We start from the raw sequence: 21,453 nt of genomic DNA on the forward strand, positions 1-21,453 counted from the left end.
CGCGGCAGCCAAAGCCTATTGCGGAAGCATGTCCTTGAGACGAAGCAGCGCGATGCGCTCGACCTGTCTGCAGGCGGTTTCGAATTCGACATCGTGGCTGTTGCCAATACGCGCCTCGAACTCGGCCAGGATCTCCCCCTTGGTCTTGCCTTTCACCGCAATAATGAAGGGGAAACCGAAACTGGTGACGTAGGCGGCATTGAGTTTTGCGAACAGCTCGCGCTCCTTGTCGGTGAGCGCGTCGAGGCCGGCCGAAGCCTGTTCCCTCGACGATTCCGCCGTCAGCCGCTTGGCCTGCGCCAGTTTTCCGGCAAGGTCGGGATGCGCATTGAGCACGGAAAGCCGATCGGCCTCGCTTGCCGCGCGAAAGACGCGGCAGAGCGCATTGTGCAGGCCGCCGGCACTTTCATGCGCCGGGCCGAGCTCCAGCTCATAAGCGCGCTCGGCAATCCACGGCGAATGCTCGAACACGCCGCCAAATGTATGGACGAAGGCCTCGAATTCCATTTTCGACGGGCGCAGCGCCGGCAACCGGAACGGATGCGTCTCCTGCCAATGTTTTGCGATGTCGATGCGCCGTGCCAGCCAGACCTTGTCGTGTGATTTGACGTAGTCGATGAAGCGCTTCAGTGCCGCGACCCGGCCCGGCCGGCCGACGAGGCGGCAGTGCAGGCCGATGTTCATCATGCGCGGCCGTCCTGCCTTGCCCTCGGCATAGAGCGTATCGAAACTATCCCTGAGATAGGCAAAGAACTGGTCGCCCGAGTTGAAGCCTTGCGGCGTGGCAAAGCGCATGTCGTTGGCGTCGAGCGTGTAGGGGATGATCAGCTGCGGTTTCGCCGTGCCATCCGGCGCCACGTGCTCGAACCAGTAGGGCAGTTCGTCGTCATAGGTGTCCGACACATAGTCGAAGCCGCCCTCTTCCGCCGCCAGCCGCACCGTGTTGATCGAGGTGCGCCCGGTGTACCAGCCGGTCGGCCGCGCGCCTGTGACCTCATAATGCAGCCGGATCGCCGCTTCCATGTCGCGGCGCTCGTCTTCTGGCGCATGGTCGCGGTAGTCGATCCATTTCAGCCCGTGCGAGGCGATCTCCCAGCCGGCCTCCTGCATCGCCGCAACCTGATCGGGCGAACGCGCCAGGGCCGTGGCGACGCCGTAGCAGGTGACCGGCACTTGCGCCGCGCTGAACAGGCGCAGCAATCGCCAGAAGCCGGAACGGGCGCCGTATTCGTAGATCGATTCCATGTTCCAGTGGCGCTGGCCGGGCCAGGGCGCGGCGCCGACGATCTCCGACAGGAAAGCCTCCGAAGCCTTGTCGCCGTGGAGGACGCAATTCTCGCCGCCCTCTTCGTAATTGACGACGAACTGCACGGCGACATGCGCCCCGCCGGGCCATTTCGGATCCGGCGGATTGGCTCCATAGCCCCGCATGTCTCGTTCGTAACGCATTCTCGCTCCTGCCGGAATTGTGATCAGGATAGTCGAAAGGAGTGCCTGCGCATTCCCCCGAAATTTTTGAAAGTGTTTTTGTCGCGCTCCGCTCGACCGGGACTTATGCATCGCCTTTAATTGGCGCACAATTCATGAATAGTGTTCGACTGTGCAGGGAATGGAGCAGCCAGTGGCGGAAACGTCGAAAGCCGAAGGCGGGCGCCTGACGACCCACGTCCTCGACACTGCAGCCGGCAAACCGGCGGCCGGTCTGTCGATCGAGCTCTATCATCTTGACGGTCAGGCCCGGACGCATCTGAAAACGGTCGTCACCAATGATGACGGCCGTTGCGATGCTCCGCTGCTTGCCGGCGCGGAATTCCGTACCGGCGAATACGAGCTGGTCTTTGCGGCTGGCGATTATCTGCGCCGGCAAGGGACAAAACTGCCGGAACCGGCCTTCCTCGACCATGTGCCGATCCGCTTCGGTATGGCCGAGCCGGTGCACTATCATGTGCCGCTGCTCATGTCGCCTTACGGCTATTCGACTTACCGGGGAAGCTGAGATGGCCGGGATCAAGACACGCAACGAAATCCGGTTCATCCTCAATGGCGAGGACGTCGCGCTCGGCACGGTCGCGCCCGACCAGACACTGCTCGACTGGCTGCGGCTCGACCGCTCGCTGCGCGGCACCAAGGAAGGTTGCGCCGAGGGCGACTGTGGCGCCTGCACGGTGCTGGTCGGCAGGCTCTCCGGTGGAACACTGGTCTATGAAAGCGTCAATGCCTGCATCCGCTTCCTTGGCTCGCTAGACGGCACGCATGTCGTGACCGTCGAGCATCTGCGCGGCGACGCAGGAAAACTGCATCCCGTGCAGCAGGCGATGGTCGATTTCCACGGCTCGCAATGCGGCTTCTGCACACCGGGTTTCGTCATGTCGCTTTATGCTCTGTGGATGCGGGCGCCGGAGCCGTCGGACGCCGCCATCGAAAAGGCGCTGCAAGGCAATCTCTGCCGCTGCACCGGCTACGAGGCGATCATGCGCGCCGCACGTGCCATCTCCAGCTACGGCTCGGCGGCAAAGGATCCGTTGGCGGCGGAGCGCAAGGCAGTCACGACCAAGCTCGAAGCGATGAAGGACGGTTCGCGCATCGAGATCGGCTCCGGCAACAAGCGGCTGATCGTGCCGGCCAATGCCGACGATCTGGCCAGCGTGCTGGTCAAGGAGCCGGGCGCCACTATCGTCGCGGGTTCGACCGATGTCGGCCTTTGGGTGACCAAGCACATGCGCGATATCGCGCCGGCGATTTTCATCGGCAATCTCGATGGTCTGTGCGGGATTTCCGAGAACAAGGGCGTCATCTCGATCGGCGCCGGTGTCACCTATAGCGAAGCCTTCTCGACGCTGGCGAAACGCATCCCGGCGCTCGGCCCGCTGTTCGATCGCATCGGCGGCGATCAGGTGCGCAACATGGGCACCATCGGCGGCAATATCGCCAACGGTTCGCCGATCGGCGACACGCCGCCGCCGCTGATCGCACTCGGTGCCCGCCTGACGCTGCGCCGCGGCGACAAGCGGCGGACGATCCCGCTCGAGGAGTTTTTCATCGCCTATGGCCGACAGGACCGGCAGCCCGGCGAATTCGTCGAGGCCGTGCATGTCCCGGTGCCAGGTAGCGAGACGAAATTTGCCGTCTACAAGATCACCAAGCGCCGCGACGAAGACATCACAGCAGCGCTAGGGGCGTTTACCCTGAAGCTCGCCGCGGATGACACGGTGGCGGATGTGCGCATCGCCTACGGCGGCATGGCGGCAACGCCGAAGCGAGCCTTTGGCGTGGAAAAGGCATTGCTTGGCAAGCCGTGGACGGAAGCGACGGTCGAGGCGGCGATGGCCGCGTACGCCGGCGATTTCACGCCGCTGACCGACATGCGGGCAAGCGCCGAATACCGGGCGCTGGCGGCGCGCAACCTGCTGCTGCGCTTCTTTGCCGAAACCACCGGCACCCGGGCGCCGATCCAGGTATCACGGCACGAGGCGGCATGATGAACAAGCACGCCACCCCAAACCTGAAGGCGCAAAAAATCGCCGGCGGCGTCGCCACCGACCAGCGCCATGATTCCGCGCACAAGCATGTCAGTGGCACGGCCGTCTATATCGACGACATGCCGGAACCGGCCGGCACGCTGCACGGCTGCCTTGGGCTTTCGACGGCGACGCATGCCACCATCACCAGCATGGACCTGTCGGCGGTGCGCGCCGCACCCGGCGTCATCGACGTGCTGACGGCGAGCGACGTGCCAGGCGAGAACGACATTTCGCCGACCGGCCGTCACGACGAGCCGGTGCTGGCCGACGGCAAGGTACAATTCTTTGGCCAGCCGATCTTCTGCGTCATTGCCGAAACCCGCGAGCAGGCGCGCCGTGCAACGAGGCTGGCCAAGGTCGAATACAAGGAATTGCCGTTCGTCGCCGATGTCGGTGAGCTCGATCCACGGATGGATAAGCTGGTCACGCCGCCGCTGACGCTGAAGCGCGGTGATGCAGCGGCTGCGATCAAGGCGGCGCCGCGCCGGCTGAAGGGAAAGATGCGCATCGGCGGCCAGGAGCATTTCTATCTCGAAGGCCATATCGCCTTGGCCATTCCTGGCGAGGACCACGACGTCACCATCTATTCCTCGACCCAGCACCCGAGCGAAATCCAGCACATGGTCAGCCACGCGCTCGGTGTTCCGAGCCACGCGGTGACGGTGGAAATCCGCCGGATGGGCGGCGCTTTCGGCGGCAAGGAAACGCAAGGCAATCAGTTTGCGGCATTGGCCGCTATCGCCGCGAAGAAACATCATCGGGCCGTGAAAATCCGGCCCGACCGCGACGACGACATGATCGCCACCGGCAAACGCCACGATTTCCTCGTCGACTACGAGGTCGGCTTCGACGACGAGGGCAATATTCTGGGCGTAGATTTCATGTTCGCGGCGCGCTGCGGCTTCTCGGCCGACCTCTCCGGCCCGGTCACTGACCGCGCGCTGTTCCATTGCGACAACACCTATTTCTGGCCGGCGGTGCACGCGCAATCGGCGCCGCTCTACACCAACACGGTATCGAACACCGCCTTTCGCGGCTTCGGCGGCCCGCAAGGCATGGTCGGCGCCGAGCGCGTCATCGACGAAGTCGCGTTTGCCGTCGGCAAGGACCCGCTCGAAATCCGCAAGAAGAATTTCTACGGCACCAGCGACCGCAACATCACGCCCTATCACCAGACGGTCGAGGACAACGTCATCCACCGCATCGTCGCCGAGCTGGAGGCGAGTTCCGACTATGCGAGGCGCCGCCGCACCATCGATGCTTTCAATGCCAACAGCCGCTTCATCAAGCGCGGACTGGCGCTGACGCCGGTCAAGTTCGGCATCTCGTTCACCGCCACCCATTACAACCAGGCCGGCGCGCTGGTGCATGTCTATACCGATGGTTCGGTGCATCTGAACCACGGCGGCACCGAGATGGGGCAGGGCCTCTATGTCAAGGTGGCGCAGGTCGTGGCGGAAGAGTTCCAGATCGACCTCGATCAGGTCAAGATCACCGCGACGACGACCGGCAAGGTGCCGAACACCTCGGCCACCGCCGCGTCTTCCGGCTCCGATCTCAACGGCATGGCGGCGCAGAATGCCGCCCGCCAGATCAAGGACCGGTTGATCAATTTCGCCGTCGAGAGATACCAGGTGCCGCGCGACCAGGTGCTGTTCTTGCCCAACCGCGTGCGCATCGGCAACCAGGAGATCGCCTTCGCCGATCTCGTCAGGCAGGCCTATATGGCGCGCATCCAGCTTTCGGCGGCGGGTTTCTACAAGACGCCGAAAATCCATTGGGACCGCGACAAGGGCGAGGGCCATCCCTTCTACTATTTCGCCTATGGCGCCGCGTGCTCGGAAGTCTCGGTCGATACACTGACCGGCGAATATGTCGTCGAGCGCACCGACATCCTGCACGAAACCGGCCGCTCGCTGAACCGCGCCATCGACCTCGGCCAGATCGAGGGCGGCTTCATCCAGGGCATGGGCTGGCTGACGACGGAGGAACTGTGGTGGGACGACAAGGGGCGGCTGCGTACCCATGCGCCATCGACCTACAAGATCCCGCTCGCGTCGGACCGGCCGAAGATTTTTAATGTGACTTTGGCCGACTGGGCGCAAGCAGGCGAGCCGACGGTGCACCGCTCCAAGGCGGTCGGCGAGCCGCCCTTTCCGCTCGCAATGTCGGTGCTGCATGCGCTGTCGGACGCAGTTGCGAGCGTTGCCAGCCACAAGATCTGCCCGCGCCTCGACCCGCCGGCCACGCCGGAGCGTGTGCTGCTGGCGATCGAACGGCTGAAGCGGGAAGCCAGGACCGGCACTTGAATCCCGGAAAACGTGCAATTCAGGCCGAAAAACTCTATATTTCCCGATAGGGAACGCGAATGATGAACGCGAAAGTGCAGAGCCTGAAAGCCTTTCTTGCCGGTGCCGGCCGGGCCGCCTTAGTTGAGGTGGCCGGGACAAAAGGTTCGACGCCGCGCGAGGCGGGTGCCTTCATGCTCGTCTCGGGATCGGCCACTTTCGGCACGATCGGCGGCGGCCAGCTCGAATACATGGCGATCGACAAAGCGCGGCAGATGCTTGGTCGATCTGCCGGAGGCCCTGGCGAGGTTGGCGCCGCCCCTCATCCGCCTGCCGGCACCTTCTCCCCGTATGGTGACGGGGAGAAGGGGGCTGGCCGCAACGCTGTCGCCACCCTCGACATCGCGCTCGGCCCGGAGATCGGGCAGTGCTGCGGCGGCAGGGTCGAGCTGCTGATCCGGCTGGTCGACGCCGCGCTTGAGGCCAAGCTTGTTGCGGAGGCGGAGGCCGAGGCGGCGCACCTGCCGCATGTTTACATCTTCGGCGGCGGCCATGTCGGCCAGGCGCTGGCCTCCGCGGTGGCCTTGCTGCCGGTGCATGTCGTCGTTGTCGAGACGCGAGCCGAGGCGCTCGAAGGCATGCCGGAAGCGGTCGAAACCAAGCTGACGCCGATGCCTGAGGCGATGGTGCGCGAAGCCCCGGCTGGATCCGCCTTCGTCGTCCTTACACATGACCATGCGCTGGACTTCCTGATCATCGCCGAGGCGCTGAAACGCCGGGATGCCGCCTATGTCGGCATGATCGGCTCCAGAACCAAGAAGGCGACGTTCCGGAACTGGTTCCTTAAGTCGGCGGACGGAAGCGAGGCGGAATTTGCCCGCCTCGTCTCGCCGATCGGCGGCGATGCGGTGAAAGACAAGCGTCCGCAAGTCATTGCAGCGCTCGCCGCGGCCGAAATCATAACGGCATTGGCGAGGTATTATTTACCCGTCGACGGGCCAAAATATTCCCAATCACCGGGCGGTGGTCGGTCGACCGCATCATCGTCGCAGACTTTTTGATGCTATGAACGAAAGACTGGAGCAGTTGGCGCGTAAGGCCGAGAAAAACACGAGCAGCGCATATTGATGAAACAGCTTGTCATAGCTCTTCTGGCTGCTTTTGCAGTTTTCTTGGCGTCTACAATAGGATCGCGAACGCCCGCTGCGCGACACGCCGGCGAGCAAACACTCCGCGCCACCTGGTTTGTGCATGTGTTTGCGGTCCTGCTTGCGGGCTTTATCGCGGTCGTTGTGGTTGCCGGACACAGCGAAACACCGAGCGAGCAACTTCCCTGGATTTTTGGTCTACTGGTTGGCTTTGGTCTGAGCCTGATCGGGTGGATTTGGTTCTTTTATGTTCGCGTAGTCTTTTGGAATGTCGAGGGAATAGGAATCCGGCAGCCATTCATGCCGCCTCGATTTATTCGGTGGGAAGACATCGAATGGGCTGGTCGCAAATGGACAGGAGATTTCCAGCTTCGTTCCAAGAAAATCAGCATTGGCTACACCGCGTTCCAGGGCGGACACGATGAGCTAAATCGCCGGGTGAAGCTTGAGGTGCCGAAGTTCGAGAGGAATTTCTAATCGAACCCCGGCGCGCCGAGCAAATAGCGCCGTCCAAAAAGAGCTATTCCTTCTCCTGCGTGTGCGCCTCAAGGAACCACAGCAATTTGTCGAGCGAGCGCGAATAGGCGGTGAAGATGTCGGCGGTGTCGGCATCGCCCGCGCCAGCCGCCTCGTCGATCGCCGCGCGTGCCCGCTTGGCGGTTGCGGCATAGCGGTCGATCAGCGCCGCTAGATGGTCTCGGGTCTTGTGGATGTCGGTCGGATAGGCCTCCAGCATAGTCGCCTTCGACACCTCCTGCGAGGTGCCGAGCGCCGTGCCGCCGAGCTGTACGGCGCGCTCGGCAATGGTGTCGACATGGCCGTCGATCTCCTCGCGGAACGTGTCGAGCATCTCGTGGATGGCGATGAATTGCGGTCCCTTGACGTTCCAGTGCGCCTGCTTGGTGATCAAGGCCAGATCGATGGCGTCGGCGAGGCGGGCATTGAGAAGATCGATACACTCTTTCTTGGCATTGGATTGCAGGTCATTGCGGGTGGCGATGGCATCCATGATCGGCTCCTGTGGCGGTTGCGTCCGCGTGGTTTGAAAAGAGGGCGAAGTTTGGGATGGTCAATCGAATATGCGCGCAGACGCCCTCATCGCCGCGGCACAGCATCCCAAAACGGCGATCTCCGACTTTCGTTCCGCTCGTCGTTTTACGCCGGCGTTTTCAAGCCCAGATGGTCGCGCAGCGTGCTACCTTCATAATCCTTCCGGAAAAGCCCGCGCCGCTGCAGCTCCGGCACGACAAGCGTGGCAAAGGCTTCGAGTTCGCCGGGAAAATAGGATGGCATGACGTTGAAACCGTCTGCCGCGCCGCCCTCGAAGCGTGCCTCGAGCTGGTCGGCGATCTGGGCCGGAGTTCCGACGACGCGCCAATGACCGCGCGCGCCGGCGAAATGACGGGCAAGCTGGCGGATGGACAGCTTGTCGCGGCGGGATTGCTCGATGACGAGCGCCTGCCGGCTCTGCATGCCTTCGCTGGCCGGCAGCTCGGGCAGCGGTCCGTCGATGGGATAGCGCGCGAGATCGGATATGCTGAGATAGCTGGAAAGCAGCGCGACGCCGACATCGTCCGGTATCAGCTCCTGCAGTTCATCATGTTTTGCCCGGGCTTCCGCTTCGCTTGCCGCGACGACCGGCGCGACGCCGGGCATGATCTTGACGTCCTCCGGCTCGCGCCCATGGGGCGCCAGCCGTCCCTTGAGGTCGTCGTAGAAGGCCTTTGCCTCCTCGAATGTTTGCGCCGCAGTGAACACCACATCGGCGGTCCGGGCGGCGAGATCGCGGCCCTCGTCCGACGCTCCTGCCTGAACCATGACCGGCGCACCTTGTGGCGAGCGCGGCAGATCGAGCGGGTCGCGCACCGAAAAACTTCTGCCTTCGTGTCCACCCTGGCCTCGCCAAAGGCCGGTAACCACGGCAGCGAATTCGCGCGCGCGTTCGTAGCGGTCCGCATGTGGGCGCAGTCCGGTCGAGCCGAAATTGGCGGCCTCGATCTGGCTCGCCGAAGTGACGAGGTTCCAGCCGGCTCGGCCACCGCTCAGATGGTCGAGCGACAGGAAGGTCCGCGCCAGTCCGTAAGGCTCGTTATAGCTCGTCGACGCCGTGGAGACGAGGCCGATGCGCTCCGTCTGGACGGCGAGCGCGGCAAGCAGGCTTATCGGCTCGAAGCCGATCGAGCGCGACGTTTGGCTGGCGATGTTGCCATTGGCCTCGCGCACGCCGGCGGCGTCCTCGCAGAAGATCATGTCGAATTTGGCTGCTTCCGCCGTCCGCGCCAGCTGGATGTAATGATCGATGTCGATGCCGGCCGTGACATGCGCTTGCGGATGGCGCCAGGCGGCGATGTGGTGGCCTGTCGCCCACAGGAAGGCGCCGAGCTTCATCTGGCCTCGACCGGCGCTCATTGCCGATCCTCCCCTGCAAGCCCGAGATGGGCGCGCAGTGTCGCCGCGCTGTAGCCGGACCGGACAAGGCCGCGGCGGCGAAGCTCCGGCAGCACGAGACCGACGAAATCGTCGAGCGCCGATGTGAACGGCATGGCGATGTTGAAACCGTCGCAGGCTTTCGAGCGAAAGCACTCTTCGAGCCCGTCCGCAAACAGGTCCGGCGCGGCGGTTATTTCGGCGCTGACGGTAACGTTCATCAGCACTTTCAGCGCCTCCGGACTGCGCCCGAAGGCAAGCGCACGGCGCTTCAGATCGCCAGCCTTCGCCGGCTCGATCGATGCCTCATCCAGCAGGACGACATCGGCGGTGCGGGCGGCGATATCCGTGTCGGGCTCGGACAGGCCGGACATGACCAGCACCGGCGTGTCCTGCGGCGACCGCGCCACGTTGAGCGGCCCGCGCACGGAAAAATATTCGCCCTTGTGGTCGAGCAAATGCATCTTTTCAGGATCGAAGAAGCGGCCGCCACTTTTGTCGAACAGCAGCGCGTCTGCGTCCCAGCCTTTCCACAAGCCTTGCACGATGCCGATGAATTCCTCGACGCGCAGGCGGAAATCGTCGCCGGAAAACCCTTCCGGTCGGCTGAAATTGGCCGCCTCGCGCGGATCGGGAAACATGCTCGCGTTCCAGCCGGCGCGGCCATGGCTGATAATATCGAGCGAGGCGAAACGGCGTGCGAGGTTGTAGGGCTGGTGGGCGACCGTCGACGCCGCGGCGGCAAGGCCGATCCTGCTTGTCACCGTCGCCAGCGCCGCCACCAAGGTCGTTGCTTCGAAGCGCATTTGCCGGTTCGGCCCGCCTGCAACCGGCGCGGAATCGGCGAGCAACACCATATCCAGACCGGCCGCTTCGGCTTCTTGCACGAACCGCGTCAGCAGACTGAAGTCCGAGCCGGCGTCGGGCGGATGGGAAGGGGCGGCTTCCGGAGACAGTGAAACGGCGAGACACATTGTGGCGCCGTTGGCCATCGCTTTTCCCTGTTGAGCGAGATTCCTTGAGAATTATCTCGCCGGCTGGACGGAAAGCAACCGGCCAGCCGGCGATCATTTGCCGGCCAGAATATCCCTGATCAGCCGCTGGCAGCGCTCGGCCATGAAATCGAGCAGCAGCCGCACCTTCGGATCCTGCAGCTTCTTATGAGGGTAGACGGCGGCGAACTGCACCGGCGTCGGCGGCGTGTTGCTCAGGATCACCTTCAGCCGCTGGTCGCGGATAAACGGCTCGACCTCGAAGCGCGGCTTGTTGATGATGCCGCGGCCGGACAGCGCCCAGCCGGTCAGCACGTCGCCATCATCGGTATCGTAGGGGCCGTGCACCTCGAACTTTTGCGGTCCGTTCGGCGTCTGCAGCGTCCAGACATATTCGCGCGCGCCGGAATAGCGCAGCATCAGGCAATCGTGCTTCTTGCCGATCAACTCCTGCGGCTCGGTGGGCTCGCCGCGCGCTTCCAGATATTGCGGAGCCGCCACCAGAACGCGCTCGCATTCCATGATGCCGCGCATCCTGAGGCTGGAATCCTCGATGATGCCCAGCCGGAAGGCAACGTCGATGCCTTCCTTCATGATATCCACATTGTGGTCGGATAACCGGAGCCGCACCTCGATATCGGGGTATCTGTCGTGGAAATCCGGGATGCCGGATGCCACCAGCCGCCGCCCGAGGCCGAGCGGCGCTGTCACCTTTATGGTGCCGCGCGGCTGCCCGGATAACGCGCTGACCGCAGCTTCGGCCTCGGTGACCGCCTCCAGCACCTGCTTGGCGCCGGAGTAGAACACCGTGCCGTGCTCGGTCGGCATCAACTGCCGCGTCGTGCGGTTGAACAGCCTGACACCGAGATGCTTCTCGAGCTCCTTGATGCGATTGGAAGCGACTGCCGGCGAAATGCGCATGTCGCGCCCAGCCGCCGATAAATTCCCGAGCTCGACGACGCGGACGAAAACGGCGATGTTGTCGAGATAGGCCATGCGGCTTTCGTGGCTCTCATGTGGCAGCGTGTAACGAGCCTAGTATTTTCCAAATTTTTTTGAAAGTCATCGTGCAGCTCGGCTCTTTCCGTTTGCGCTCCAGTCCGTAAAGTCAGTGGATCGGCAGGGACGATTTTTTCATGATGGATTTCGCGATATTCTGGGATTGGCTGAGTTTCGCCGTGCGCTGGCTGCACGTCGTCACCGGTATCGCCTGGATTGGATCGTCGTTTTATTTCGTCGCGCTCGATCTCGGGCTGCGCCAGCGTCCGGGCATGCCTGCCGGAGCCTTCGGCGAGGAATGGCAGGTGCATGGCGGCGGCTTCTACCATGTGCAGAAATATCTGGTGGCGCCGGCTGAGATGCCCGAGCATCTGACCTGGTTCAAGTGGGAATCCTACGCCACCTGGCTGTCGGGCTTCGCCATGCTGTGCGTCGTCTACTATGCCGGTGCGGACCTGTTCCTGATCGATCCGAATGTGCTTGCCATGTCGGTGCCTACAGGCATCTTGCTGTCGCTGGCGACGATCGGCGTCGGCTGGGTGGTCTACGATCTCTTGTGCCGTTCGCCGCTCGGCAACAGCGACACCGGCCTGATGCTGGTGCTCTACGGCGTGCTGGTATTCATGGCCTGGGGACTGACCCACCTGTTCACCGGCCGCGCCGCCTTCCTGCATCTCGGCGCCATCACCGCGACGATCATGTCGGCCAACGTTTTCATGGTCATCATCCCCAACCAGAAGATCGTCGTCGCCGACCTGATCGCCGGCCGTAAGCCCGATCCGAAATACGGCAAGATCGCCAAGCAGCGCTCGCTGCACAACAACTACCTGACGCTGCCGGTTTTGTTCCTGATGCTGTCGAACCATTATCCGCTGGCGTTCGGGACAGAGTTCAACTGGGTCATCGCCTCGCTGGTGTTCATCATCGGCGTGCTGATCCGGCACTATTTCAACACCAGGCATGCGCGCAAAGGCAATCCGACCTGGACCTGGCTGGCGGCCGCCGTCCTGTTCGTCGTCATCATCTGGCTGTCGACGGCACCGAAGCTGCTGACCGGCGAGGTGAAGGCCTCGTCGGCTGCACAGGTCTACGTCGCCTCGGCGCATTTTCCCGCCGTGCGCGATACGGTGCTTGGCCGCTGTTCGATGTGCCACGCGGCGGAGCCGTCCTACGCGGGCATTTACCACGCGCCTAAGGGCGTGATGCTCGATACCGATGCCGGCATCGCCGAGCACGCCGGCGAGATTTACCTGCAGGCTGGCCGCAGCCACGCCATGCCGCCCGCCAACGTCACCCAGATCACCGACGAGGAACGGGCACTGCTGGTGGCATGGTTCGAAGGCGCAAGGAAATGACCGGCACGCTCCTGCGCGGCCGTACGCTGTCGTTTTTGCGCTGGCCAGAAACCATCGACGACCATTCCGCCTGGCATTACGAGCAAGATGGCGGCCTGCTGATGCGCGACGGCAGGATCGTTGCCGCGGGCGCCTATGCCGAGGTCGAGAAAAAGGCGGGCGAGGGAACAAAAAAAATCGACCACAGGCCGCATCTGCTGCTGCCCGGATTCATCGATGCGCACGCGCATTTTCCGCAGATGCAGGTCATCGCTTCCTTCGGCGCCGAGCTGCTCGACTGGCTGAACACCTACACTTTTCCGGAAGAGACAAAATTCCAGAACGCCCAGCATGGCCGCCGTATCGCCAGGCTGTTCCTGGATGAAGTATTGCGGCATGGCACCACGACAGTCGCGGCCTATTGCTCGGTACACAAGGAATCTGCCGAGGCGTTCTTTGCCGAGTCGCACGACCGCAACATGCTCAACATCGCCGGCAAGGTGATGATGGACCGCAACGCGCCGGACGGCGTGCTCGACACGCCGCAATCGGGCTATGACGACAGCAAGGCGTTGATCGATGAGTGGCACGGCAAGGGGCGCCAGCACTATGCCATCACGCCGCGCTTCGCCATCACCTCGTCGCCCGAGCAATTGGAGATGGCGGGCGCGCTCTGCCGCGAATATCCTGATCTGCACATGCAGACGCATCTGTCGGAAAACCACGCCGAGATCGCCTTCACGCAGCAATTGTACCCGCAGACGCGGGACTACACCGACGTCTACGAACACTATGGGCTGCTCGGGCGCAGAAGCCTGTTCGGCCATTGCATCCACCTGTCGGAACGCGAGGCGGATGCGCTTTCGGATAGCGGCTCGGTGGCGGTGTTCTGCCCGACCTCCAACCTGTTTCTCGGCTCGGGCCTGTTCGATTATCAGCGCTATAGCCGCCGCGAGAAGCCGCTTCGCATCGCCGCCGCCACCGATGTCGGCGGTGGCACCAACTATTCGATGCTGCGCACCATGGACGAGGGCTACAAGGTGATCGCGCTGAACGGCGAGAAGCTCAATCCGTTCCAGTCCTTCTGGCAGCTGACCCGCGGCAATGCCGAGGCGCTGTCGCTTGCGGAAAAGATCGGCACCCTGGAGGAAGGCAGCGACGCCGATATCATCGTGCTCGACGCCTGCGCCACGCCGGCGATGCGGCTGCGGGTGGAGACGGCGGACACGCTCGCCGAGGAATTGTTTCTGCTGCAGACGCTCGGCGACGACCGCGCCGTGCGCGAGGTCTATGTCGCCGGCCGGGCGGCCAAGGCGGATATAGCGGTTTAGCCGTCGTATGCGGCCGGCTTGACCGGGCGGCAGCCATCCGCCAAAGCAACAGGCGAGATCGACAAGGGGAACGACATGGCCGTTGCGGACGACATCGCTCTGATCAAGAAACAGGAAGCCACGCTTGTCTTTTCGGCCTTCGATGAAGCCGTCGCTTTCGAGATCGGCTCGGCGATCCGCGACCGGGCTCTCAAGGAAAACCTGCCGATCATCGTCGATATCAGAACTTTCGACCGGCCGTTGTTCTATGCGGCAATGCCCGGCTCGAACGCCTCCAATCCGGACTGGGCGCGGCGCAAGATCAACGTCGTGCGGCGGTTCCTGAAAAGCACCTACCGCATTGTGCTGGAGCAGCAGCGCCCCGACCGCAGCTTCAAGCCCGGCGAGGGGCTGGACGTTGCCGACTATGTGCTGGCCGGTGGCGGCTTTCCCATCACTGTCAAGGGCGCTGGCGTCATCGGCGTGATCGCCGTCTCCGGTCTACCGGAGCGCGAGGACCACGGAGTGGTCGTCGATACGCTGTGTAGCTACTTGGGCGTCGATAGCCAGGAGTTGGTCCTGCCGCCGGAGGCAACATCGTGACGTTGGCGCTGCCCCTCATCCGCCTGCCGGCACCTTCTCCCCGCGTAGTGACGGGGAGAAGGGAAACGCTCCAACGCTGGCGATCCCCTCTCCCCGTCTCTATACGGGGAGAGGGTAAGGGTGAGGGGCAGCGCAAACGCCGCAGAAGCTCGCACAGCGTCCGTGGTAGCTCAGTATGACCGCGCTCGATCCCAAGTCCTTTCTCATTTCGATCTTCAACGCCGCCGTTGCCGCCGCCGATCCCCAGAGGACGATCAAGGATCATTTGCCCGCAAGGCCGAAGGGACGGATGATCGTCATCGGTGCAGGAAAAGGCTCGGCGCAGATGGCGGCGGCTTTCGAGAAAGTGTGGGACCGGCCGATCGAAGGTTTGGTCGTCACCCGCTACGGCTATGGCGCGGCCTGCCGGCGCATCGAGATCATCGAGGCGGCGCATCCGGTGCCGGATGCCGCGGGGCTGGAGGCCTCGCGACGGCTGCTCGAAAAGGTCCAGGGACTGACTGCGGACGACCTCGTCGTGGCGCTCATTTCGGGCGGCGGCTCGGCGCTGCTGCCGTCACCTGCCGAAGGTCTGACGCTGGCCGATGAGGTCGCTGTCAACGAGGCGCTGCTCGCCTCCGGCGCGCCGATCGCCGCGATGAACACCATCCGCAAACATGTTTCCACGATCAAGGGCGGCAGGCTGGCGGCCGCCGCCTATCCAGCCAAGGTGGTGTCGCTGGTGGTCTCCGACATTCCGGGCGATAACCCGGCGCTGGTCGCTTCCGGCCCGACCGTTCCCGATTCCGGCAGCCGCGAAGATGCATTAGCGTCGATCGCCGCCTATGACATGAAACTACCGGCTTCAGTGATGGCGCACATCAATTCGCCGGCCGCCGATGCGCCACGTCCGGACGACCCGCGTTTTATCCGCAACGAGGTACATCTGATCGCCTCGGCCGGCGTATCGCTGGAAGCGGCTGCGGCCGAAGCCAGGTACCAAGGTATCGAAGCGGTCATTCTCTCCGATTCCATCGAGGGCGAGGCGCGTGAGGTCGGCAGCGTCCACGCCGCAATCGCGCGCGAAGTGGCGACGCGCAACCGGCCATTCGCAAAACCGGTGCTGATCCTGTCGGGCGGCGAGACGACCGTGACCTTGCGCGCGAAAGGCAAAGGCGGCCGCAACTCGGAATTCCTGCTCGCCTTCGCCATTGGGATCAGCGGCATGGCGGGCGTCCACGCACTGGCCGCCGACACCGACGGCATTGACGGTTCGGAAGACAATGCCGGCGCCTTCGCCGACGGCTCGACAGTGTCGCGGATGCATAAGGCGGGCGTCGATGCCAAGGCCATGCTTGCCGGCAACAACGCCTGGACGGCATTCAATGCCGTAGATGACCTTTTCGTACCCGGTCCGACCGGCACAAACGTCAACGATCTCCGGGCGATATTGATCAAATAGCTCAGGCGGCCATCAGCTTTTTCACCGCTCTCATATCCTGCAGGAACCGGTCGCGTTCTGCCTGCTTGTCCGCCGGCTCGCGAATGCGCAGGATGAAGGACGGGTGGATGGTGACGAAGACACGCAAGCCATCGTCGCGCTCCACGACGGCCCCGCGCATCTTCATGATCGGCACCACCTTGCCAAGCAGCGCCTGCGCCGCCGTTGCGCCGAGCGCCACCGCCAGATTGGGCTTGATCAGATCGATTTCCTTGTCGAGCCACCAGCGGCAAGCCTGCACCTCGCCGGCGTTCGGCTTGGAGTGGATGCGCCGCTTGCCGCGCGGCTCGAACTTGAAATGCTTGACCGCGTTGGTGACGTAGACTTTCAGCCGATCGACGCCGGCATCGTCCAGGATCGCGTCGAACACCTTGCCCGCCGGACCAACGAAGGGCTTGCCCGCCAGGTCCTCCTGGTCGCCCGGCTGTTCGCCGACGAAGATCACCTTAGCTTTATCAGGGCCCTCACCGAACACGGTCTGCGTGGCGTCGTGCCATAGCGGACAGCGGCGGCAGATCTTGGCCGTTTCGCGCAGTTCAGGAATCGTCCTGGCGTCGATTTCTGTCGTTTCCGGAGACTTGCTTGCAGGCAAGCGTCTTGCCTGCACTTTGGCATGGTGCGGCGTCGGGGTTGTCTGCATCCTGGCGATCATAACTAAGGCGGCCTTGCTCGCTCCTGCAATCAGACACGCAATGAGCAAAGCCCGCCGAAGGTTCCGTTGAAATTATTCCGCATGGGCCTTCACCGGCGGATGGCCGACGATGTGATGCCCTACACCTCGTGCAGATAGAGGTGATAATCCAGTTCGCTGACCGTGCGCGCCACGCGCAGATATTCCGACTGCTTGATCGCCACGAACGTCCGGTGCAGGTCTTCGCCCAATGCGCCCTTGAGGAAGGTCGACGCCCTTGCCGCCTCGATCGCGGCACGCCAGTCCACCGGCATCGTCGTGCGCGTGACGGCCGATTCGTAGCCATTGCCGGTGGTTTCGGGACCGGGATCGAGGCCTTCGTCGAGGCCCTTGACGACACCGGCCAGCACCGTTGCTGCCACTAGGTAAGGATTCGCGTCGACGCCCGATGGCCGGTGCTCGATGCGGCGGTTCTTGGCATCGCCGGCCGGCACACGCAGTGCCACCGAACGGTTGTTGACGCCCCAGGTCGGCGCCACCGGCGCATAGGATTGCGAGACGAAGCGCCGCCATGAATTGGCATGCGGCGCGAAGACCAGCATCGATTCCGCCATCGTCTGGATCAGTCCGCCGAGGCCGCGCAGCAGCGGCAGCGACCAGCTTTCGCCGCCGGTTTCGGCAAAGACATTCTTGCCGGCATCATCCAGCAGCGAGACATGAAAATGCATGCCCGAGCCGGCATATTTCTCGATCGGCTTGGCCATGAAGCAAGCGGTGACACCATGACGGCGCGCCTGCGCCCGCACCAGTCGCTTGAGCATCACGAGATCGTCGGCCGCCCGCATCACATCCTTGCGGTAGTTGAGCGTCAGCTCGTACTGGCCGGGCGCATATTCCGAGATGACCGTCTCGGCCGGGATGCCTTGCACCTTGGCTGCGGCGTAGATGTCGGAAAACAGCGGCTCCATGCCGTGTAGATGGTCGACGGAATAGACCTCCGTCTTGGCCGAGCGGCGTCCGTCAAGCACCGCGTGCGCCGGCTGCACCTTGCCTTCGGCATCGCGCTCGTTGGCGAGCAGGAAGAATTCGAGCTCGAAGGCGCCGGCCGGATGCAGGCCCTTGGCCGCGAGGATGTCTACCTGGCGGGCGAGTGCCAGCCGCGGGTCGGACGACATCGGCTGGCCATCGAGATGGTACATCGCCATCAGCACCTGGCCGCGCGGCGGCTGGGTGGCGAACAGCGGCACCAGTGTGCCGGGGATCGGCCACGCCCGCAGGTCGCCGTCGCCCGTCGTCCAGATCAGCCCGGTCTCGTGAACATCCTCGCCGGTGATGTCGAGGCCGAGGATCGAGATCGGCATGTGCCGGCCCCCCTCGTAGATGCTCATCAACTCATGCCGGCGCACGATCTTGCCGCGCCCGACGCCATTGGCGTCGGTCAGCACGATGTCGAACGCTTCGATCTCGGGATGAGCGTCGAGAAAGGCCTGCGCCTCGGCGGGCGTCGAGCCCGAAGGGGATGCCGTGACCAGGTTCAAACTTTGCTTGGGCGCTTGTTTCATGCCGCAAGCTTGTCTCACGCCGTAAGCTTTGCCGCAACCGCGCCGAAGGCAGTGATCAGCCGGTTCACCTGGGCGGCGCTGGTCGTAGGAGAGATCAGCATCATGTTGTGGAAGGGTGCGATCAGCACGCCGCGATTGACCAGCGCGACATGGATTGCCGCCTCGAGCTCCGGCACGTGCGCAGCTTCCGCTTCGCCGCCGTTCCTCAGCGGGCCCGGCGCGCAGATGAACTCGACACGGGCACCGACGCGAGCAACATGCCAGGGCAGACGATAGCGATCGATGACGGCGGTCAGCCCGGCGTCGAGCCGCTGCGCCAGATGGTCCATATGGCTGTAGTTCTCGTCGGTCATGACGTATTCGAGCGTGGCGCGCATCGCTGCGAATTGCAGCGGATTGGCCGACAGCGTTGTCCCCATGCCGGAGTAGCCGGGCTCTTTCCGACTGATATAAGCGGCATAGCGGGCCGCAACGTCTTCGCTCATGCCCCAGACGCTCGCCGGTACGCCGCCGGCAATCGGCTTGCCCAGCACGAACAGGTCCGGCTCCAGCCCGTATTTGCTTGTATAGCCGCCGGGACCGGTCGAAATTGTATGCGTCTCGTCGATTAGAAGCAGCGTGCCGGTCGCACGGGTGAGACGCCGCAAGCCATCATGAAAGCCGGCTTCGGGCAGCACCATGCAGGAATTGGTCAGCACCGGCTCGGCGATGACGCAGGCGACATCGTTGCCCCGGAGTGCCGCCTCGAGCGCCGGCAAATCGTTGAACTCGACGACATCTGTCGCCCGGGTCAGGTCGCGGAATTCGCCGGCCAGTCCCGGTCGATTCACCGCTTTCCCGGCGACCAGCCGCACCATCGTCTCGTCGACCGAGCCATGATAGCAGCCGTTGAAGACCAGTATCTTCTCCCGGCCGGTAACGGCGCGGGCAACCCGCAGCGCGAAGCGGTTGGCATCGGTCGCCGTCGTCGCGATCTGCCACGACAGCAAACCGAAGCGCTGCTGCAGCAACGGTCCGATGGCCAGCGCGTCTTCGGAAGGTAGCATATAGGTCAGTCCTCGTCCGGCCTGCCGGCGGATGGCGCGGGCGACCGGCGGCGGCGAATGGCCGAACATCGAGCCGGTGTCACCAAGGCAGAAATCGTCCAGCCGATTGCCGTCGATGTCGGTGATCGCAGCGCCCTTGGCACTGTCGACCAGGATCGGGAATGGCGTCGGCCAGTCGTTCATCCAATGCATCGGCACGCCGCCGAAGAAGCCGGGCAGGCCATTGCCGATTTTCGCCATCGATTTTGGCCGCGCCCGGCGGAAGACTTCTGCCTCGGTCGCGCGCAACTCGACGATCCGGGCCGGGCCGATGCCGCCGATGCAAGTCTTTGAATGGTTCATGACGTTCATGCCGGCCCTCTCAGTCGCACTTTAGACAATCGGCATCCGCCACCGCAATTGGCCGGGCGGCTGCCCTGTGTTGGGTCAGCGGTCATTTGAATGAAAACAGGCGCTTGACCGCGAGCCGCCTTCGGGCGCCAATGGTACTTCGGCTGGAGGGCATAAGATGGTGCGGGCGATCGTCTGCGCAGCAACGCTGCTGTCGTCGGTTGGTGCGGCTCTGGCGTCCGGCGGCATCTGGTGTTCCGCCGAGGATGCAGCCGTCAAATTTCAGGTCGGTGCCGGGATCACCAGAGGCATGGGCGGGCCGACCTTCAATTTTAGCGGCGAGCTCGAGATTCTGGGCAGGCCGGCTGGCGACAGTCTGCGCGAGACATTGTTCGAGGATCAGAACCTCACGCAATATTGGCTCGACAACAAGGAATTGCGGCTGCTCGTCTACCACGAACGGCAGGTCGAAAACGCCTACGGCTATGTCGAACTGGCGATCCTGACCAAGGCCAGCGAGGAAGGCGTCTATGACGGTCGCTATTTGCTCTCAATCTATGATGTAACGGCCGATGCCGAAAAGGACGGCAAGCAGGCTGAATTGACCGGCAAAGTATCTTGCGGAGCCGAGTAAGTAACAGGCTACGCCGAAATATCGATGACGCCGCAGTCGCCCGCAGCGCTGCCAAAGGCGACGCGGCGCTCTTCCTTGTCCCACATCATCGAAGTGACGGCGCCCTTGCCCGGCCGGCGCAACAGCACTTCCTTGGCGTCGGCGAAGCGCACCGCCATCACCATCCCGTCATCATAGCCGATAGCAACGACGTCCTGGCTCGGGTGGCAGGCGACCGTGGTCACCATGGAGCTGCCGCGCGCGCCGAGTTCCAGCGGCGCCTTGCCCATCGGCCCGTCTTTGCCGGAAAACGGCCAGACGATCGCCGCCGGCGCGCCGGAACTCGCCAGCCATTTGCCCTTGGCGCTCCACGACAGGCTTTTCACCTTGCCGGGGTAGCCGGACATGCGCATGTGCTTGCCGTCGGCGAGCTTCCAGCCATGCAGCGCGTTTTCCTGCATTGTGGTGACGACGAAGCCTCCGTCCGGCGAGAAAGCGATGCCGGTGTGGGCGCCGGCCCATTCGAGCTCGACCGGCTTGCCGTCGGCAGCCGGGAAGTGCAGCGTCGCGCCATTGTAGCGGGCAACGCCGAAGCGCATGCCCTTGGGCGAGAAGGCAAGCCCCTCGACCGAGCGCGGATGCGAGAATTCCCTGGTCTTGCCGTCGGCAAAGCGCACATAGGCAATCTTGCCCGAAGCATAGGCAACAGCGCCTTGCGGCCCGGCGGCGACGCTGGTTATCCATTTTTTGCCTGCGGTCGCCAATTCCGTTGTATTGCCGCCTGGGGTCACGGCAAAGATCCTGCCGTCCTCACCACCGGTGATCAGTCGGTCGTTTGCCGCATCATGGAAGGCGGCGAGCATTCCGTCATTGGCCTGCACCGCCTTGTGGCCGTGGTCGAGCCGATGGATTGTGCCGTCGGCCAGCGCAAAATGCGGCACGTCGCCGAGAAACACGGCGGCGAGGCAGTGGCCTTCGAGATCGAGCGGGGCGACTGTCGGCATGAGAGATCATTCCGTTCGAGATTTCTGCTTGTCATCTAACCCTGCCGAGCTGTCGGCGAGGCTCCGCCTTCTCCCCTTGTGAGGGCTTTGCACGGGAAGCGAAATCCTGGTTGGTGAGTTAATGGGGCTTTTTTGAAGGCCGGGAAAGCAGTTTTCGACGGCTTG

At 63.5% G+C, this 21,453-nt stretch carries 19 protein-coding genes; 10 read left to right on the top strand and 9 right to left on the bottom strand.

Going from position 1 to position 21,453, the window contains the following annotated elements; all coding sequences use genetic code 11:
- Positions 1-15: 15 nt before the first annotated feature.
- The gene (puuE, locus tag NKJ32_RS03540) at positions 16-1,449 is read right to left on the bottom strand and encodes an allantoinase PuuE (protein ID WP_352783854.1); all 1,434 of its coding nucleotides are present in this window, start codon (positions 1,447-1,449) and stop codon (positions 16-18) included.
- Positions 1,450-1,621: 172 nt separating this feature from the next.
- Here puuE and uraH point away from each other — a divergent pair, with 172 nt between their 5' ends.
- The 5 genes from uraH (at position 1,622) to NKJ32_RS03565 (ending at position 7,434) form a co-directional block, all read left to right on the top strand.
- A complete protein-coding gene (gene uraH, locus NKJ32_RS03545) occupies positions 1,622-1,996 on the top strand; it encodes a hydroxyisourate hydrolase (protein WP_352620696.1) in 375 nt (124 codons plus the stop codon).
- A 1-nt stretch (position 1,997) separates the two neighbouring features.
- Positions 1,998-3,479, top strand: a complete 1,482-nt coding sequence (gene xdhA, locus NKJ32_RS03550) for a xanthine dehydrogenase small subunit (RefSeq protein ID WP_352634922.1) — start codon at positions 1,998-2,000, stop codon at positions 3,477-3,479.
- Positions 3,479-5,830 carry a xanthine dehydrogenase molybdopterin binding subunit gene (xdhB, locus tag NKJ32_RS03555; RefSeq protein ID WP_352826808.1) on the top strand — a complete coding sequence of 784 codons (2,352 nt, stop codon included), beginning with the start codon at positions 3,479-3,481 and terminating at the stop codon, positions 5,828-5,830. The genes xdhA and xdhB overlap by 1 nt, the downstream gene beginning before the upstream one ends.
- Positions 5,831-5,892: 62 nt before the next feature.
- Positions 5,893-6,870, top strand: coding sequence for a xanthine dehydrogenase accessory protein XdhC (xdhC, locus tag NKJ32_RS03560; RefSeq protein ID WP_352826810.1), 978 nt, complete (start codon positions 5,893-5,895; stop codon positions 6,868-6,870).
- 66 nt (positions 6,871-6,936) lie between these two features.
- The gene (locus NKJ32_RS03565; RefSeq protein WP_352697161.1) at positions 6,937-7,434 is read left to right on the top strand and encodes a hypothetical protein; all 498 of its coding nucleotides are present in this window, start codon (positions 6,937-6,939) and stop codon (positions 7,432-7,434) included.
- 43 nt (positions 7,435-7,477) lie between these two features.
- On the opposite strand, the gene dps is transcribed toward NKJ32_RS03565, so the two are convergent.
- From dps to NKJ32_RS03585, 4 genes are all read right to left on the bottom strand, one after another.
- On the bottom strand, positions 7,478-7,966 hold the full coding sequence (gene dps / locus NKJ32_RS03570) for a DNA starvation/stationary phase protection protein Dps (protein ID WP_023676226.1): 489 nt from the start codon (positions 7,964-7,966) through the stop codon (positions 7,478-7,480).
- Between the two features lie 146 nt (positions 7,967-8,112).
- Positions 8,113-9,366, bottom strand: a complete 1,254-nt coding sequence (locus tag NKJ32_RS03575; RefSeq protein ID WP_352826797.1) for an LLM class flavin-dependent oxidoreductase — start codon at positions 9,364-9,366, stop codon at positions 8,113-8,115.
- A complete protein-coding gene (locus NKJ32_RS03580) occupies positions 9,363-10,376 on the bottom strand; it encodes an LLM class flavin-dependent oxidoreductase (RefSeq protein ID WP_352697157.1) in 1,014 nt (337 codons plus the stop codon). The genes NKJ32_RS03575 and NKJ32_RS03580 overlap by 4 nt, the downstream gene beginning before the upstream one ends.
- 75 nt (positions 10,377-10,451) lie before the next feature.
- Positions 10,452-11,372, bottom strand: coding sequence for a LysR family transcriptional regulator (locus tag NKJ32_RS03585; RefSeq protein WP_352590951.1), 921 nt, complete (start codon positions 11,370-11,372; stop codon positions 10,452-10,454).
- Positions 11,373-11,512: 140 nt separating this feature from the next.
- Here NKJ32_RS03585 and NKJ32_RS03590 point away from each other — a divergent pair, with 140 nt between their 5' ends.
- The 4 genes from NKJ32_RS03590 to NKJ32_RS03605 all read left to right on the top strand — a co-directional run bounded on the left by NKJ32_RS03590 (position 11,513) and on the right by NKJ32_RS03605 (position 16,063).
- The gene (locus NKJ32_RS03590) at positions 11,513-12,730 is read left to right on the top strand and encodes a urate hydroxylase PuuD (RefSeq protein WP_352590954.1); all 1,218 of its coding nucleotides are present in this window, start codon (positions 11,513-11,515) and stop codon (positions 12,728-12,730) included.
- Complete coding sequence (guaD, locus tag NKJ32_RS03595; protein ID WP_352826799.1) at positions 12,727-14,040, top strand: guanine deaminase; 1,314 nt, start codon at positions 12,727-12,729, stop codon at positions 14,038-14,040. Before NKJ32_RS03590 ends, guaD begins: the two co-directional genes overlap by 4 nt.
- Positions 14,041-14,115: 75 nt before the next feature.
- Positions 14,116-14,622 (top strand): heme-degrading domain-containing protein, encoded by a 507-nt coding sequence (locus tag NKJ32_RS03600; RefSeq protein WP_352697149.1) that lies wholly within the window; start codon positions 14,116-14,118, stop codon positions 14,620-14,622.
- A gap of 175 nt (positions 14,623-14,797) precedes the next feature.
- Positions 14,798-16,063 (top strand): glycerate kinase type-2 family protein, encoded by a 1,266-nt coding sequence (locus tag NKJ32_RS03605; protein WP_352826800.1) that lies wholly within the window; start codon positions 14,798-14,800, stop codon positions 16,061-16,063.
- 1 nt (position 16,064) lies between these two features.
- On the opposite strand, the gene NKJ32_RS03610 is transcribed toward NKJ32_RS03605, so the two are convergent.
- The 3 genes from NKJ32_RS03610 to NKJ32_RS03620 all read right to left on the bottom strand — a co-directional run bounded on the left by NKJ32_RS03610 (position 16,065) and on the right by NKJ32_RS03620 (position 19,692).
- Complete coding sequence (locus NKJ32_RS03610) at positions 16,065-16,787, bottom strand: UdgX family uracil-DNA binding protein (protein ID WP_280952098.1); 723 nt, start codon at positions 16,785-16,787, stop codon at positions 16,065-16,067.
- A gap of 86 nt (positions 16,788-16,873) precedes the next feature.
- Positions 16,874-18,295: a glutamine synthetase family protein gene (locus tag NKJ32_RS03615; RefSeq protein ID WP_031211659.1), complete on the bottom strand. Its 1,422-nt coding sequence runs from the start codon at positions 18,293-18,295 to the stop codon at positions 16,874-16,876.
- A gap of 14 nt (positions 18,296-18,309) precedes the next feature.
- The gene (locus NKJ32_RS03620) at positions 18,310-19,692 is read right to left on the bottom strand and encodes an aspartate aminotransferase family protein (RefSeq protein WP_023676236.1); all 1,383 of its coding nucleotides are present in this window, start codon (positions 19,690-19,692) and stop codon (positions 18,310-18,312) included.
- 157 nt (positions 19,693-19,849) lie between these two features.
- On the opposite strand from NKJ32_RS03620, the gene NKJ32_RS03625 reads away from it, so the two are divergent.
- Positions 19,850-20,305 carry a hypothetical protein gene (locus NKJ32_RS03625; RefSeq protein WP_352620704.1) on the top strand — a complete coding sequence of 152 codons (456 nt, stop codon included), beginning with the start codon at positions 19,850-19,852 and terminating at the stop codon, positions 20,303-20,305.
- 8 nt (positions 20,306-20,313) lie between these two features.
- On the opposite strand, the gene NKJ32_RS03630 is transcribed toward NKJ32_RS03625, so the two are convergent.
- Positions 20,314-21,288 carry a WD40 repeat domain-containing protein gene (locus NKJ32_RS03630; RefSeq protein ID WP_352620706.1) on the bottom strand — a complete coding sequence of 325 codons (975 nt, stop codon included), beginning with the start codon at positions 21,286-21,288 and terminating at the stop codon, positions 20,314-20,316.
- Positions 21,289-21,453 lie beyond the last annotated feature (165 nt).

The organism is Mesorhizobium sp. M0159 (assembly GCF_040322295.1).
GTDB lineage: Bacteria > Pseudomonadota > Alphaproteobacteria > Rhizobiales > Rhizobiaceae > Mesorhizobium.

Coding starts and splice junctions, on each gene's coding strand:
- dps (WP_023676226.1), bottom strand. CDS start 7,966: ATGGATGCCATCGCCACCCGCAATGACCTGCAATCCAATGCCAAGAAA.
- xdhB (WP_352826808.1), top strand. CDS start 3,479: ATGAACAAGCACGCCACCCCAAACCTGAAGGCGCAAAAAATCGCCGGC.
- NKJ32_RS03620 (WP_023676236.1), bottom strand. CDS start 19,692: ATGAACGTCATGAACCATTCAAAGACTTGCATCGGCGGCATCGGCCCG.
- NKJ32_RS03600 (WP_352697149.1), top strand. CDS start 14,116: ATGGCCGTTGCGGACGACATCGCTCTGATCAAGAAACAGGAAGCCACG.
- NKJ32_RS03565 (WP_352697161.1), top strand. CDS start 6,937: ATGAAACAGCTTGTCATAGCTCTTCTGGCTGCTTTTGCAGTTTTCTTG.
- xdhC (WP_352826810.1), top strand. CDS start 5,893: ATGAACGCGAAAGTGCAGAGCCTGAAAGCCTTTCTTGCCGGTGCCGGC.
- NKJ32_RS03630 (WP_352620706.1), bottom strand. CDS start 21,288: ATGCCGACAGTCGCCCCGCTCGATCTCGAAGGCCACTGCCTCGCCGCC.
- puuE (WP_352783854.1), bottom strand. CDS start 1,449: ATGCGTTACGAACGAGACATGCGGGGCTATGGAGCCAATCCGCCGGAT.
- NKJ32_RS03575 (WP_352826797.1), bottom strand. CDS start 9,366: ATGAGCGCCGGTCGAGGCCAGATGAAGCTCGGCGCCTTCCTGTGGGCG.
- NKJ32_RS03605 (WP_352826800.1), top strand. CDS start 14,798: ATGACCGCGCTCGATCCCAAGTCCTTTCTCATTTCGATCTTCAACGCC.
- guaD (WP_352826799.1), top strand. CDS start 12,727: ATGACCGGCACGCTCCTGCGCGGCCGTACGCTGTCGTTTTTGCGCTGG.
- NKJ32_RS03590 (WP_352590954.1), top strand. CDS start 11,513: ATGATGGATTTCGCGATATTCTGGGATTGGCTGAGTTTCGCCGTGCGC.
- NKJ32_RS03625 (WP_352620704.1), top strand. CDS start 19,850: ATGGTGCGGGCGATCGTCTGCGCAGCAACGCTGCTGTCGTCGGTTGGT.
- NKJ32_RS03585 (WP_352590951.1), bottom strand. CDS start 11,372: ATGGCCTATCTCGACAACATCGCCGTTTTCGTCCGCGTCGTCGAGCTC.
- NKJ32_RS03615 (WP_031211659.1), bottom strand. CDS start 18,295: ATGAAACAAGCGCCCAAGCAAAGTTTGAACCTGGTCACGGCATCCCCT.
- NKJ32_RS03580 (WP_352697157.1), bottom strand. CDS start 10,376: ATGGCCAACGGCGCCACAATGTGTCTCGCCGTTTCACTGTCTCCGGAA.
- xdhA (WP_352634922.1), top strand. CDS start 1,998: ATGGCCGGGATCAAGACACGCAACGAAATCCGGTTCATCCTCAATGGC.